The organism is Streptomyces sp. NEAU-YJ-81, from assembly GCF_017592595.1.
Classification (GTDB): Bacteria; Actinomycetota; Actinomycetes; order Streptomycetales; family Streptomycetaceae; genus Streptomyces; species Streptomyces hygroscopicus_B.
This window is the reverse complement of the sequence record NZ_JAGFNO010000076.1, coordinates 1-16,135: the sequence shown is the minus strand read 5'-3', so window position 1 is coordinate 16,135 and position 16,135 is coordinate 1. Positions and strand designations below refer to the sequence as shown.

The following is a 16,135-nucleotide window of genomic DNA, read 5'->3' as shown; positions in this document are numbered from 1 at the left end:
GGTGGGTTGCAGGACGTCGACGCGGTTGAGTGAAGGGGCGTGGGGTGCGCCGGTGATGACGTCGATGAGGTTCCAGTCGGTGTAGGGGGCGAGGGCGTCGGCGCATTCGTGGAGGCGGGTGGCGAAGGCGGGTGAGGTGTTGAGGAGTTGGGCTCCCATGCCTTGCCATTGGGCGCCCTGGCCGGGGAAGACGAAGACGGTCTTGCCGTCGCTGCCCGTCTCCCCGGTGACCAGGCTGGGGTGCGGCTGCCCCTCGCTGAGAGCGGTGAGGGCGGCGGTCGCCTGGTCGAGATCGGTGGCGAGGACGACCGCGCGGTGTTCCAGGGCGGCGCGGCTGGTGGCCAGTGACCAGCCCATGTCCACCGGGTCGGTCTCGGGGTGGGTGTGAAGGTGGGCGATCAGGCGTTCGGCCTGCACCCGCAGGGCCGTGGGGCTCTTGGCGGACAGCACCCACGGCACCGCGCCGCCCGTGGCCACCAGCCCGGGAGCCTCCGGCTCCGTGATTTCCGGTGCGGTGGCCGCGTCTTCCGGGGCCTGTTCGAGGACGAGATGGGCGTTGGTGCCGCTGACGCCGAAGGAGGAGATCCCGGCGCGGCGTGGGTGGCCGGTCTCCGGCCAGGGGCGGGCCTCGGTCAGCAGGGACACCGCGCCCGATGTCCAGTCGACCTTGGTGGTGGGCTCGTCGGCGTGGAGTGTCCTGGGCAGCATGCCGTGCCGCATGGCCTGGATCATCTTGATGACGCCCGCGATGCCCGCGGCGGCCTGGGTGTGGCCGATGTTGGACTTCAGTGAGCCCAGCCAGAGGGGCTGGTCGGCGGGGCGGTCCTGGCCGTAGGTGGCCAGGAGGGCCTGGGCTTCGATGGGGTCGCCGAGGGCGGTGCCGGTGCCGTGGGCTTCGACGGCGTCGATGTCGGAGGGCGACAGCCCGGCGTTCGCGAGTGCTTGCCGTATCACCCGCTGTTGGGAGGGGCCGTTGGGGGCGGTGAGGCCGTTGCTGGCGCCGTCCTGGTTGACCGCCGTACCGCGGATCACGGCCAGCACCTCGTGACCGTTGCGGTGGGCGTCGGAGAGCCGTTCCAGCAGCACGAGACCGACGCCCTCGCTGAAGGTGGTGCCGTCGGCACCCTCACCGAAGGACTTGCTGCGGCCATCGGGGGCGAGCCCGCGCTGGTGCGAGAAGCTTACGAACCCGTCCGGGGTCGACATCACCGTCACGCCCCCGGCCAGGGCCATCGAGCACTCGCCCTCCCGCACCGCCTTGGCCGCCCAGTGGATGGCCACCAGCGAGGAGGAGCACGCCGTGTCGACCGTCACCGCGGGACCGGTCAGGCCCAGTGCGTAGGCCACCCGCCCGGACACCACACTCCCCGATTTGCCCGTGCTCAGATAGGTCTCCGAGCCCTCGGGCAGCTCACCGGCGTTCGTCCCGTAGTCGTGGTAGATGACCCCGGCGAACACGCCGGTGTCGCTGCCCTGCACCGACCGCGGGGCGATACCGGCCTGCTCGAAGGTCTCCCACGCGGTCTCCAGCAGCAGCCGTTGCTGCGGGTCCATCGCCACGGCCTCACGCGGGGAGATGCCGAAGAAGTCCGCGTCGAACTCGGTGGCCCCCGCCACGAACCCGCCCTCGCGGACGTAGGTCGCGCCCACCCGGTCCGGGTCGGGGTCGAACAGCGTGTCCAGATCCCAGCCGCGGTCGGTGGGGAACGCCCCGATGCCGTCCTCCCCGTCGGCCACCAGCCGCCACAGCCCGTCCGGGTCGGTCACCCGTCCGGGGAGTCGGCAGGCCATGCCGACGACGACCACGGGGTCGTCCGCGTCGGCCCCCGGACCGGCGACGGCGGCCGGGGCCGCCTCCGTCGAGCCGAACAGCTCGTCCCGCAGATACCCGGCGGTGATCGCCGAGGTCGGGTAGTCGAACACCACGGTCGCGGGGAGCCGCAGTCCCGTGGCCGTATTGAGGCGGTTGCGCAGTTCCACCGCCGTCAGCGAGTCGAACCCGGCGTCCCGGAAGGGCTGGTCCGGCCCGATGCTGTCGATCGTCGGGTGTCCGAGCACGGCGGCCGCCTCGGTGCGGACGAGCTCGATGAGGTGCCGTAGCCGTTCGCCGTGGTCGAGGGCGGCCAGCCGTTGAGTGAGCGACAGCGTGTCGGCGGGGGCCGGTGTGTGGGCCGTGCGGCGCGTGGGGCGTCGTACGAGGTGGCGGAGGAGCGGGGGAACGGGCTGCGCCGTGTCATCGGCCCGCAGGGAGGCCGGGCTGATCTTGATCGGGACGAGGTGGGGGTGGTGGGTGGCGGTGAGGGCCGTGTCGAGGAGGGCGAGCCCCTCGTCGTCGGTGAGGGGGGCGACGCCGCCGCGGTGGGTGCGCCGGCGGTCCTCGGTGTTCATGGTGGCGGTGAGGGTGCTGGTGGTTTCCCATAGACCCCAGGCGAGGGAGGTGGCGGGGAGCCCGGCGGCGTGGCGTTGGTGGACGAGCGCGTCGGCGTAGGTGTTGGCGGCGGCGTAGTTGGCCTGACCGGGGGTGCCGAGGGTGCCGGTGGCGGAGGAGTAGATGACGAAGGCGGCCAGGTCGTGGTCGCGGGTGAGGTCGTGGAGATGGGTGACGGCGTCGACCTTGGGGCGGAAGACGGTGCCGATGCGGTCGGGGTCGAGTGCGGTGAGGGTGCCGTCGTCGAGGGTTCCGGCGGTGTGGATGACGGCGGTGAGGGGGTGGTCGGCCGGGATGTCGGCGAGGAGGGCGGCGAGTTGGTCGCGGTCGGCGGTGTCGCAGGCGGTGATGCGGACGTGTGCGCCGAGTTCGGTGAGTTCGGCGGTGAGGTCTGTGGCGCCGGGGGCGTCGGGTCCCTGGCGGCTGGTGAGCAGCAGGTGCCGGGCGCCGTGGTGGGTGATGAGGTGGCGGGCGGTGAGGGCGCCGAGGGTGCCGGTGCCGCCGGTGATGAGAACGGTGCCCTCGGGATTGAGGGGGAGTGGCTGGGCTGGTGTGCCGGCGGGTGCTGCGGCGGTGAGCCGGGGCGCCCAGAGGGCGTTGTCGCGGAGGGCCAGTTGGGGCTGGTCGGTGGTGAGTGCGGTGGGCAGTGCGCTGCGCAGTGCGTGGTCCGAGTGGCCGTCGGTGTCGATGAGGTGGACGCGGCCGGGGTGTTCGGACTGGGCCGAGCGGACCAGACCCCAGATCGCCGCCGCGGCGGGGTCGGTGACCTCGGCCGAGTCGTGTACGGCCATCGCGCCGCGCGTGAGGACCGCCAGCCGTGTTTCCGACAGCTCGGGCAGCGTCACCCACCGCTGCAACAGGTCCAGTGCCCGCGTGGTCAGCTCCCGCGCCCGCGTGATGGGGTCGGCGTCCCGGGACTCCCATACGGTGGTGTCGGCGACGATCAGCGCGGGCGGGTCCTCGGCCCCGGCGATCTCCGTGACCATCCCGGTGGCGGGCGCCGTGGCGATCTCTGTGACATCGGCGAAGGCCGGGGCTTCGGCGGCGGCGAGGACGGGTGAGACGTCCCCGACGGTGCCCCACCGGATCTCGTCCGTGGTGGCGGTGTGTTCGGTCCAAGTGACCGTCCAGAGTGCGTCGTTCACCGACGCGGAGGTCAACGCTTCGAGCTGCGCCGCGTCGACCTCCCGCAGAACCAGCGAACCGATCGACGCGACCAGCCCGCCGGCCGCGTCCACCAGGACCACGGAGAGCCCGCCGTCCTCGGTGTAACGGGCGTGTACGCGCACCGACGTGGCACCGGTGGCGTGCAGGCGTATGTCGTTCCACGCGAACGGCAGCAGCATGCGGCTACCGGGCTCCCCGGGCAGGCAGTAGTTGCTCGCGTGCAATGCGGCGTCCAGCAGTGCCGGGTGGATGCCGAACCGGCCGGCGGCCTCCGTCTGCTCCTCCGGCAGCGCGGCCTCCGCGAACACCTCGCCCACTTCGCCGTCGCGGGTCCATACCGCCTTCAGGCCCTGGAAGGTCGGCCCGTAGTCATAGCCCCCCTCGGCCATCTGCTCGTACAGGCCCTCGACGGTCACCGCCTCGGCACCGGCGGGTGGCCATTCGGCGACGGCGGGCGACGGAGGAGCCGTGGTGTCCTGAGCCAGCGTGCCGGTGGCGTGCTCCGTCCACTGCGCGGTTTCTTCTTCGGCGCGGGAGTAGATGCGTACGTCCCGACGCCCGGACTCGTCAGGGCCGCCCACGACCACCCGGATGTCCAGGAAGCCACTGTCCGGCAGCGCCAGTGGCTGCTCGATGACCAGCTCTTCCAGGGTGGGGGTGTCGGTCTCGTCTCCGGCCCGGATGGCGAGTTCGGCCATCGCGGCGCCGGGGAGGAGGACGGCGCCGGACACGCTGTGGTCGGCCAGCCAGGGGTGGGTGGTCAGGGAGAGGCGCCCGGTGAGAACGGTGCCACCGGTGTCGGGGAGGTGGACGGCGGCGGTGAGCAGCGGGTGCGCGGGGTCGTGAAGACCGGCCGAGGCGATGTCGCCTGCGTTGGTGTTGCGGGGGAGCCAGTAGTGGTGGTGTTGGAAGGGGTAGGTGGGGAGGGGGATGCGGGTGGGCTGTGAGCCCGTGAAGAGGGTGGGCCAGTTGACGGGTGTTCCGTTGGTGGAGAGTTGGGCGAGGTTGGTGAGGAGGCGGGTGGGGGTGTCGTCGTCGCGGCGGAGGGTGCCGGTGATGGTGGCGTTGGGGGTGTTGTGTGTTTCGAGGGTTTCTTGGATGGCGGTGGTGAGGACGGGGTGGGGGCTGATTTCTATGAAGGTGCGGTAGCCCTGGTCGGCGAGGGTGGTGATGGTGGCGTCGAACTGTACGGTCTGGCGGAGGTTGCGGTACCAGTAGCTGTCGTCGACGGTGTTGGGTTCGATCCACTGTCCGGTGACGGTGGAGAGCCAGGGGATGGTGCCGGGTTCGAGGGTGATGCCGTCGAGTGCGTGTTGTAGCTGGTTTTTGATGGTGTCGACGTGTCCGGTGTGGGAGGCGTAGTCGACGGGGATGATGCGGGCCCTGATGCCCTGGTCGGTGTAGTGGGTGTGGAGTTGGTGCAGGGCGTCGGTGTCGCCTGCGATGACGGTGGCGTTGGGGCTGTTGTGTGCGGCGATCCAGAGTTTGTCGTGCCAGTTGGTGAGGTCGATGGTGTCGGCGGGGGTGGCGAGGGACATCATGCCGCCGTGTCCGGCGAGGTGGTGGGCGATGGTCTGGCTGCGTAGGGCGACGATTTTGGCGGCGTTGGTGAGGGTGAGGTGTCCGGCGACGCAGGCGGCGGCGATCTCACCTTGCGAGTGGCCGATGACGGCGTCGGGGTGGATGCCGGTGGATTGCCAGAGTGCGGCGAGGGAGACGACGACGGCGAAGGTGGCGGGCTGTACGACGTCGACGCGGTCGAGCGATGGGGCGTCGGGCGCGCCGGTGATGACGTCCATCAGCGACCAGTCGGTATACGGGGCCAGGGCCTCGGCGCACTCGCGCAGCCGGGCGGCGAAGACGGGGGAGGTGTTGAGGAGCTGTGCCCCCATGCCCGCCCATTGGGCGCCTTGGCCGGGGAAGATGAACACGGTCTTGCCGTCTGTTCCGGTCTGTCCGGTGACCAGGAGCGGGTCAGGCCGTCCCTCCGCCAGAGCCCGGGCGGTGGCCGTGCCGTGTTCGGTGTCGGTGGCGAAGATGACCGCGCGGTGTTCCAATGCCGCCCGGGTGGTGGCCAGCGTCCAGCCCACGTCCACCGCATTCGGAGCGTCCCCGGATTCCAGGTGGCTGACGAGACGCTTCGCCTGGGCCCGCAGCGCCGCAGGGCTCTTGGCGGACAGCACCCACGGCACCACGCCGCCCGTGGCCACGAGCCCAGGAGTGCCCGCGTCGCTCGCCTCTGCGTCGGGCACAGCCGCGTCCGGCGGCGCCTGCTCCAGGACCACGTGTGCGTTCGTCCCACTGACGCCGAAGGACGAGATTCCGGCGCGGCGGAGGTGTCCCGTCTCCGGCCAGGGCCGGGCCTCGGACAGTAGCGACACCGCACCTGACGTCCAGTCGACCTTGCTGGTGGGCTCGTCGGCGTGCAGCGTCTTCGGCAGTACGCCGTGCCGCATGGCCTGGACCATCTTGATGACGCCCGCGACCCCCGCAGCGGCCTGGGTATGGCCGATGTTGGACTTGATGGAGCCCAGCCACAGAGGCTGATCCTCCGGGCGATTCTGACCGTAGGTGGCCAGGAGTGCCTGGGCCTCGATCGGGTCGCCGAGACTCGTGCCCGTGCCGTGGGCCTCCACCGCGTCCACATCGGCCAGCGACAGTCCGGCGTTCGCCAGCGCCTGCCGGATCACCCGTTCCTGGGACGGGCCGTTGGGCGCGGTGATGCCGTTGGAGGCGCCGTCCTGGTTGACGGCCGTGCCACGGATGACCGCGAGTACCGGGTGGCCGTTGCGGTGGGCGTCCGACAGCCGCTCCAGCAGCACAAGACCGACACCCTCGGACCAGTTGGTGCCGTCCGCGCCCTCACCGAAGGACTTGCAGCGCCCGTCGCGTGCCAGCCCCCGCTGCCGGGAGAATCCGACGAAGCCGCCGGGGGTCGCCATCACCATCACCCCACCGGCGAGCGCCATGGAGCACTCCCCGGACCGGAGCGCATAACTGGCCAAGTGCATCGCCACGAGGGACGAGGAGCACCCGGTGTCCAGAGTGACCGCCGGGCCGAGCAGACCGAGCGAGTACGAGATACGGCCGGACGCGATGCTGCCCGCGCCACCAAGACCCAGATACCCCTCGAACCCTTCCGGCACCTGGTCCACGGTCAGCGCGTAGTCGCCGTTGGCCAGGCCGGTGAACACGCCGACGTCGCTGTCCTCCAGCGAACTCGGGTCGATTCCCGCGTGCTCGAGGGTCTCCCACGCGGTCTCCAGCAGCAGCCGCTGCTGCGGATCGGTGGCCAGCGCCTCACGCGGGGAGATGCCGAAGAACTCGGCGTCGAACTCCGCCGCGTCGGTGAGGAAACCGCCCTCGCGCACATAGGAGGTGCCGACGGAGTCAGGGTCGGCGTCGAAGAGGTTCTCCAGGTTCCAGCCGCGGTCCTCCGGAAACCCGGCGATCGCGTCCCGGCCGTCGGCCACCAGATCCCACAGCCCGTCCGGGGTGGTCACGCCGCCCGGGAAGCGGCAGCCCATGCCGACGATGGCGATCGGCTCCTCCGTCGCCGCCTCGGCCTTGCGCAACCGTTCCCGCGTCTGGTGCAGGTCGGCGGTAACCCGCTTGAGGTAGTTGAGGAGCTTTTCGTCATTCGCCATCTGGACCTCGCCAAGAGCCTCGTGGGTGAAATCGGTGAGCGGAGACGAGACGGGGAATCAGTCCACGCCGAACTCCTGGTCGATGAAGGCGAACACGTCGTCGGCGTTCGCCGTGTCGAGCCGTTCGGTGACGGTTTCGCCGCCCGCGCCGACGGCCTCGATCTCGGCGACCTTGGTGGTCATCCGCTGGAGCCGCGAGGTGATCCGGGCGCGTTCGATCTTCTCCTTCGGCAGCGCCGCCAAATGTGCTTCCAGCCGCTCCAGCTCGGCCAGCACCGAGTCCACCGACGAGGTGTCGGTCTGGCCGAGTTCGGTGCGGATACGGCGTGCCAGCACACTGGGCCGCGGGTGGTCGAACACCATCGTCGCGGGCAGCCTCAGCCCCGTGCCGGCATTGAGGCGGTTGCGCAGCTCCACCGCCGTCAGCGAGTCGAATCCGATCTCGCTGAACGGACGGTCCCCGGTGGCGTCGGCGCTCACGTGTCCGAGTACGGCCGCGGCCTCGGCCTGCACCAGCTCGGTGAGCAGCCGCTCCTGATCCTCGGGGCTCAGCCCGGCCAGCCGCGCGATCAGCTCCGTCTGTCCCGCGCCGTCCTCGTGTGTGTCCTCGGTGAGCAGGTCGATGACATCGGGCAGTCCCCGCAGCAGTGGCCGGAACCGGGCCATGGTGTAGCCGGGGGCGAACCGTTCCCAGTCGATGTCGGCCACCACCCCGTGGACGGTGCCGCTGCCCACGGTGTGTGCCATCGCCAGCGCCGCCAGCCGCGGGTCCATGGTCATCAGACCCGTACGGCGCCACTGCGCGCCCATCACCTCGTCGATCGTGCCAAGGCCACCGCCCCAGGCGCCCCACGCCACCGACGTGGCCGCCAGCCCCCGTGCGCGGCGGCGCTGTGCCAGCCCGTCGAGGTAGGCGTTGCCGGCGGCGTAGGCGCTCTGGCCGCCGCTGCCCCAGGCCGCCGCTCCGGACGAGAACAGGACGAAGGCGTCCAACTCCCGTTCCCCCAACAGGTCGTCGAGATGCCGCGCACCGGCGATCTTCGCCTGGCCGATGTCGGTGAATTCGGCGAGTGTCATCTTCGACAGCGGCTTCTCCGGCAGCGCCAGCCCCGCGGCGTGGACCACGGCCGACAGCGGCGCGTCATCCGGGATCTCCGCCAGGACGGCCGCGAGCTGGTCCCGGTCGGTCACATCACACGCCGCGATGGTCACATCCGCGCCCAGTGCGGTCAGTTCGGCCTCCAGCTCCGCCGCGCCCGGCGCCTGTGCACCCTGACGGCTGAGCAGCACCACATGCCGGGCGCCGTGACCCGCGGCCCAACGGCCCACGTACGAACCGAGCCCGCCGGTGCCGCCGGTGATCAGCACCGTGTCCCGTGGCTGCCACGCGGGTGCCGACGTCACCGGTTCGCGCCGCATCCGCCGGGCGAACACCCCCGACGCGCGCACCGCGACCTGGTCCTCCCCGTCCACTCCGGCAAGCACCGAGCACAACCGGACAAGGGCCGTCTCGTCCGGCGTCCGCGGCAGATCCACGATCCCGCCCCAGGTGGACGGCTGATCCAGCCCCTGCACCACGCCCATTCCCCAGGCCAGCGGCTGGAACTCACTGGTCACCTCGGAGGGCTCACGCACGGCGACCGCGCCACGCGTCAGGCACCACAGGGGAGCGGCGAGCCCGATCTCCTCCACGGCCTGCATCAGCGCCACTGTGGCCGCCACGCCCCGGGAGAGGGTGCCGGGTTCGCAGGTGCGCTCGTCCCACGCCAGCAGGGACACCACTCCGGCGTACTCGTCATCGGAATCGGAGATCCGCTCCCGCAGGCGCGCGGTCACCTCCGCCTGTTCCACCGTGTCCATCTCGACCACCACGGGATCGGCACCGTGCGCGGCCAGTGCGGCCACCACGTCCGTCACCGCGGCGTCGCTCACCTGCGGTGAGGCCACGGCCACCAGCCACGCTCCCGGCAGTACGGGCGCCTCCCCGGTCGCCACCGGATCCCAGGCGATGCGATACGACCAGGTGTCCACGGTGGACTGGTCCTGATTGCGGCGCCGCCACGACGTCAACCCCGGCAGCACGGGCTCCAGCGTCTTCTCCTCGACACCGAGTGAATCGGCCAAGGAGGAGAGGTCGCCCCGCTCCACGGCGTCCCAGAACACACCGTCGGCCACCGCCTCCGGCACCTCGGACGGCGTGAGCCAGTAGTGGTGGTGTTGGAAGGCGTAGGTGGGGAGGGGCGTGGGGTGGGGGTGGGTGGCGGAGTAGAGGGTGGTCCAGTCGGGGGTGTGGCCGTGGGTGGTGAGGTGGGCGAGGTTGGTGAGGAAGCGGGTGGGGGTGTCGTCGTCGCGGCGGAGGGTGCCGGTGATGGTGGTGCTGGAGGTGTCGTTGGCTTCGAGGGTTTCTTGGATGGCGGTGGTGAGGACGGGGTGGGGGCTAACTTCTATGAAGGTGCGGTAGCCCTCGTGGGCGAGGGTGGTGATGGCGGTGTGGAACTGCACGGTCTGGCGGAGGTTGCGGTACCAGTAGCCGCTGTCGACGGTGTCGGGTTCGATCCACTGTCCGGTGACGGTGGAGAGCCAGGGGATGGTGCCGGGCTCGGTGGTGGTGTCGGCCAGGGTCTGGTGGAGTTCGTTTTTGATGGTGTCGACGTGTCCGGTGTGGGAGGCGTAGTCGACGGGGATGATGCGGGCCCTGATGCCGTGGTCGGTGTAGTGGGCGTGGAGTTGGTGCAGGGCGTCGGTGTCGCCGGCGATGACGGTGGCGTTGGGGCTGTTGTGTGCGGCGATCCAGAGTTTGCCGTGCCACGGGGTGAGGGCTTCCTCGACCTGTTCCCGCGAGGCGAGGACGGACATCATGCCGCCGTGTCCGGCGAGGTGGTGGGCGATGGTCTGGCTGCGTAGGGCGACGATTTTGGTGGCGTTGGTGAGGGTGAGGTGTCCGGCGACGCAGGCGGCGGCGATTTCGCCTTGGGAGTGGCCGATGACGGCGTCGGGGTGGATGCCGGTGGATTGCCAGAGTGCGGCCAGGGAGACGACGACGGCGAAGGTGGCGGGCTGTACGACATCGACACGGTCGAGCGAAGGGGCGTCGGGAGTGCCGGTGATGACGTCCATCAGCGACCAGTCGACATACGGGGCCAGGGCCTCGGCGCATTCGTTCAAGCGAGCTGCGAAGACGGGGGAGGTGTCGAGGAGCTGTGCCCCCATGCCCACCCACTGGGCCCCCTGGCCGGGGAAGACGAACACGGTCTTGCCGTCCGTCCCGGTCTGCCCGGTGACCAGGAGCGGGTCAGGCCGCCCCTCTGCCAGGGCGCGGGCGGTGGTGATGCCGTCTTCGGTGTCGGTGGCGAGGATGACCGCGCGGTGTTCCAATGCCGCCCGGGTGGTGGCCAGCGTCCAGCCCACGTCCACCGCATTCGGAGCGTCCCCGGATTCCAGGTGGCTGACCAGACGCTTCGCCTGGGCCCGCAGCGCCGCGGGGCTCTTGGCGGAGAGCACCCACGGCACCACGTCGCCCGTGGCCACCAGCCCAGGAGCGCCCGCATCGCCCGCCTCCGTTGCGGGCACAGCCACCTCCGGCCCCTGTTCGAGGATCACGTGTGCGTTCGTCCCGCTGATGCCGAAGGAGGAGATTCCGGCGCGGCGGGGGTGTCCCGTCTCCGGCCAGGGTCGGGCCTCGGTCAGCAGCGACACCGCGCCTGACGTCCAGTCGACCTTGGTGGTGGGTTCGTCGGCGTGCAGGGATCGCGGAAGCGTGCCCTGCCGCATCGCCAGCACCATCTTGATGAGGCCCGCGATGCCCGCGGCGGCCTGGGTGTGGCCGATGTTGGACTTCAGCGAGCCGAGCCACAGCGGTTCGTCCCCCGGCCGGTCCTGGCCGTAGGTGGCCAGGAGTGCCTGGGCCTCGATGGGGTCGCCGAGGGCGGTGCCGGTGCCGTGTGCCTCGACGGCGTCCACGTCGGCCACTGTCAGCCCGGCGTTGGACAGGGCCTGCCGTATCACTCGCTGCTGGGAGGGCCCGTTCGGCGCGGTGAGGCCGTTGCTCGCCCCGTCCTGGTTCACCGCCGTGCCACGGACCACGGCCAGCACCTCGTGCCCGTTGCGGCGGGCGTCGGAGAGCCGTTCCAGCAACACCAGACCGATGCCCTCGCTGAAGGTGGTGCCGTCGGCGCCCTCGCTGAAGGACTTGCTGCGGCCATCCGGCGCGAGCCCGCGCTGGCGGGAGAAGCTGATGAAACCGCCGGGCTTGGCGATCACCGTCACGCCACCGGTGATGGCCATCGAGCACTCACCCGCCCGCAGCGCCTGCACGGCCAGATGCAGCGCCACCAGCGACGACGAGCACGCCGTGTCCACCGTCACCGCGGGGCCTTCGAGGCCCAGCAGGTAGGCCACTCGGCCGGAGGCCACACTCGTGGTGCTGCCGGTCATCAGGTAGCCCTCCAACTCCGGCGGGGGCGCCTCGGAGTGGGCGATGTACCCCTGGTCGATGACCCCGGCGAACACCCCGATGGCCTGTCCGCGCACGGACACCGGGTCGATGCCCGCCTGCTCGAACAGCTCCCATGAGGTCTCGGCGAGCAGGCGCTGCTGCGGATCCATCGCCAGCGCCTCACGCGGCGAGATGCCGAAGAACTCGGCGTCGAAGTCGCCGGCGCCGGTGAGGAAACCGCCCTCGCGTACGTAGGACTTGCCCACGGCGTCCGGATCGAGGTCGAACAGCGTCTCCACGTCCCAGCCGCGGTCCGTGGGGAACGGGCCGATCGCGTCCCGGCCCTGGGACACCAGATCCCACAGCTCCCCGGGGCCGGTGACCTTGCCGGGCAGCCGGCAGTTCATCGACACGATGGCCACCGGGTCGTCCGCCGGGGCCACCGCGGAAGCGGGCGCCACTGCCGACGTCGACGGGGAGGCAGGGGCGGCTGTGTCTCCGGCCACCACGGACCGCAGATGCCCGGCCATCGCCTCCGGTGTCGCGTAGTCGAACACGACCGTCGCGGGCAGCCGCAGCCCGGTCGCGCCGGCGAGCCGGTTGCGCAGTTCCACCGCGATGAGCGAGTCGACCCCGATCTCGCTGAACGCGCGCCTGGCGTCCACGGCGTCCTTCCCGGCGTGTCCGAGCACGGTCGCCGTATGGTCCCGTACCAGGTCCAGCAGCAGTCGGTGCTGGTCGGCCTCGGACAGCGCCGCCAGCCGGGCCGTGAGACCGCCTTCGCCGGATTGGCCCGCCGTGGACCGCAGGGTGCGCCGGGTCGGGTGGAGGAGGCCGGTGAGCAGCGGCGACACAGCGCCCGCGGCGGACTCGTGCGCGCCCGGGTCCAGCTTCGCCGGTACCACCAGGGACAGCCCCAGGCCGAGGGCGGAGTCGAAGAGGCTCAGAGCGTGCTCGGTGGCCATCGGGCGGACGACACCGTGTTGGGTGCGATCCCGATTGGCCGTGATCAGCGCGGCCGACAGGTCGCTGGTCTCCGCCCACAGGCCCCAGGCCAGTGACAGCCCGGCGAGCCCCGCCGCGCGCCGCTGCTGTACGAAGGCGTCGAGGAAGGTGTTGGCGGCGGCGTAGTTGGCCTGACCCGCGTTGCCGAGGATTCCGGCGGCGGAGGAGTACACGGCGAAGAGGGCCAGGTCCTGGTCGCGGGTGAGGTCGTGCAGGTGGGTGACGGCGTCGACCTTGGGGCGGAAGACGGTGTCGATGCGGTCGGGGTCGAGTGTGGTGAGGGTGCCGTCGGCGAGGGTGCCGGCGGTGTGCACGATGCCGGTGAGAGGGTGGTCGGACGGGATGTCGGCGAGGAGCGCGGCGAGTTGGCCGCGGTCGGCGATATCGCAGGCGGTGATTCGTACCTGTGCGCCCAGTGCGGTCAGTTCGTCGTGGAGGTCGGCCGCGCCGGGGGCGTTTGGCCCCTGGCGGCTGGCGAGGACCAGGTTGCGTACGCCGTGGTGGGTGACGAGGTGGCGGGTGATGGCGGTGCCGAGGGTGCCGGTGCCGCCGGTGATCAGCACGGTGCCCTCGGGGTCGGGGGTGCGGGGGAGGGTGAGCACGATCTTGCCGGTGTGGCGGCCCTGGCTCATCCAACGGAACGCGTCGGGGGCGCGGATGATCTCCCACGGCCGGGTGGGCAGCGGAGGGATCAGGCCCTGCTCGAACAGGTCCACCAGCTCGACCAGCAGCTCCTGAATGCGGTCCGGCCCAGCGTCCGCGCCCAGGTCGAACGCGCGATATGTCCGGTCCGGATGGGACGCGCGCACCTCGTCCACGTCCCGGATGTCGGTGCGGCCCATCTCGATGAAACGGCCGCCGGGGGCCAGGAGCCTGAGCGAGGCATCGATGTGTTCGCCGGTGAGGGAGTTGAGGACGATGTCGGCGGTCGGGAAGGTGCGGGCGTAGGCGAGGTCGCGGCTGGAGGCGCGTCGTTCCGTGGGCACCCCGAGCTGTTCCAGGCTGTGGTGTTTGGCCGGGTGGGCGGTCGCGAGGACGGTGGCGCCGAAGTGGTGGGCGAGGTGTACGGCGGCCATGCCGACACCACCGGCGGCGGCGTGCACCAGCACCGTCTCACCCGGCTGGACATCGCCCAGATCCCGCAACGCGTACAGCGCGGTGAGATAGGCCACCGGTACCCCGGCCGCCGCCGTGAACGACCAGTCGCGCGGCATCCGCACCACCGTCCGCCGGTCCGCCACCACCAGCGGCCCGAACGAACCGGGCAACATGCCCATCACACGGTCGCCCACGGTCAGGTCCGCCACGCCGGGGCCTACCTCGGTCACCACGCCGGCGCCCTCGGTGCCGATCTCCGCCTCGTACATGCCGAGGGCGATGAGCACATCGCGGAAGTTCTGGCCGGCGGCGCGCACCGCGATCCGCACCTGGCCCGCCTCCAGCGGCGCCTCCGCCCGAGGATGGGGCACCAGGGCGAGGTTCTCCAGCGTGCCGTGTTCGGTGACGTCCAGATGCCACGCCACGGCCGCCGGGACCGCCAGTCCCGGGCGCGCTCGCACCAGGCGGGGCACCCACGCGGTTCCGCCACGCAGCGCGAGCTGAGGTTCCTCCGTGGCCAGCGCGGTGGGCAGGGCCTCGGCCGACCGGTCGTCGGTGTCGATCACGCACACCCGGCCCGGGTGCTCGGCCTGCGCGGCGCGCACCAGGCCCCACACCGCGGCGGCGGCCGGATCGGTGACCTCGGTGTCGTCGTGCACCGCCATGCCACCCCGGGTGAGCAGCATCAGGCGGCTGTCGGCGAGTCCGTCGTCGCTGATCAGACGCTGTATCGCGGCCAGTGCCCGGCCGGTCAGCTCACGGGCGCGCTCCGGTAGTTCGCCGTCCTCCTGTAGTCCGCCCTCGTCCGGCAGCCCGCCGTCCTGCGCGGCGTACGCCCGGGTGTCGGCGACGACCACCGGCGGCCACGTAGCGTCGTCCTGCACGGTATCCAGCGCCGCCCACGCCACCTCGTGCCGGGCCAGGGGATGTTCGGTCCACTCCACGGTGAACTGGGAGTCCGCGGTGGACGTGGCAGACGCGGCCGATGTGGTGCGGAGCTGCTCCGCGGTGGTCTCCCTGAGCACCAGCGAGCCGACGGTCACCACGGGCACCCCGTGCGGATCGGTCGCGTGCAGGGACAGATTGTCCGGCCCGGTGGAGGTGACCCGCACCCGCAGGGCGGTGGCGCCGTCGGCGTGCAACTGCACGCCGTTCCAGGAGAACGGCAGATACGTCCCGCCGCCGGGCTCGTTGCCCGGGCAGAAGTTGCTCGCGTGCAGCGCCGCGTCCAGCAACGCCGGATGGATCCCGAAGCGGCCCGCGAGGTCGTGCTGGTCCTCGCCGAGGGTGATCTCGGCGAACACATCATCGCCGCGGGTCCACGCTGCGGTGAGCCCGCGGAACACCGGACCGTACTCGTATCCTGCCTGGGCCAGGCGGCCGTAGAAGCCCTCCAGGGCAACGGGTTCCGCCCCGGTGGGCGGCCACTGCAGCTCTGCCTCGACAGGAACGAGCGCCTGCGCGGACAGGATGCCGGAGGCGTGCTCGACCCAGGGCTCGGACTCGTCGCCGCGGGAGTAGACACGCACCGCACGGCGCTCGTCGTCCTCGGCAGCGCCGACCAGGACCTGCACTTGAAGCGAGCCGTCCTCGGGGAGAAGCATCGGCTGACCGAGGACCAGCTCCTCCAGCACCGGCGTGCCCGTCTCGTCCCCGGCCCGTACGGCCAGTTCCACGATCGCCGTACCCGGCACCAGGGCGACGCCGGACAGCATGTGGTCGGCCAGCCAGGACTGCGCCGACGGTGCCAGCCGCCCGGTGAGCAGCACCCCTCCGGTGTCCGGCACGCTGACCACGGCCCCCAGCAGCGGGTGCGCCGCGTCACGCAGTCCCACGGAACCGACGTCCCCGTGGTGGCCGGTGGCGGCCAGCCAGTAGTGCTGGTGCTGGAAGGGGTAGGTGGGCAGGGGGACTTGGGAGGGTGTGGTTCCGGCGTACGCGGTGGGCCAGTGGACCGGAATTCCGGCGGTGGAGAGCTCCGCGAGGCTCGTGAGGACGCGGTCGGGGCCGCCGTCGTCGCGGCGGAGGGTGCCGGTGATGGTGGCGGGTGTGTCGGGGAGGGTTTCGGTGGTGTCCTGGATGGCGGTGGTCAGGAGGGGGTGGGTGCTGACTTCGATGAAGGTGCGGTAGCCGTGGGTGAGGAGGGCTCGGGTGGCTTCTTCGAAGCGGACGGTGTCGCGGAGGTTGCGGTACCAGTAGTGGGCGTCGATGTGTGTGGGGTTGGTCCAGTCGGCGTCGACGGTGGACATCCAGGCGATGTTGCCGGGGGAGGTGGTGACGCCGTTGAGTAGGTGGTGTAGCTGGTTTTTGATGGTGTCGACGTGTCCGGAGTGTCCGGCGAAGTCGACGCCGGGG

The 16,135-nt window shown here is 71.3% G+C and carries 2 protein-coding genes; both read right to left on the bottom strand.

Annotated elements, in window-relative coordinates:
- Nucleotides 1-7,242 (bottom strand): type I polyketide synthase (locus J5X86_RS49310; protein ID WP_208523109.1); only part of this gene is annotated, 7,242 nt, incomplete at its 3' end.
- Nucleotides 7,243-7,299: 57 nt separating this feature from the next.
- On the bottom strand, nucleotides 7,300-16,135 hold an 8,836-nt coding region (locus J5X86_RS49305; protein ID WP_208523108.1), incomplete at its 5' end, for a type I polyketide synthase.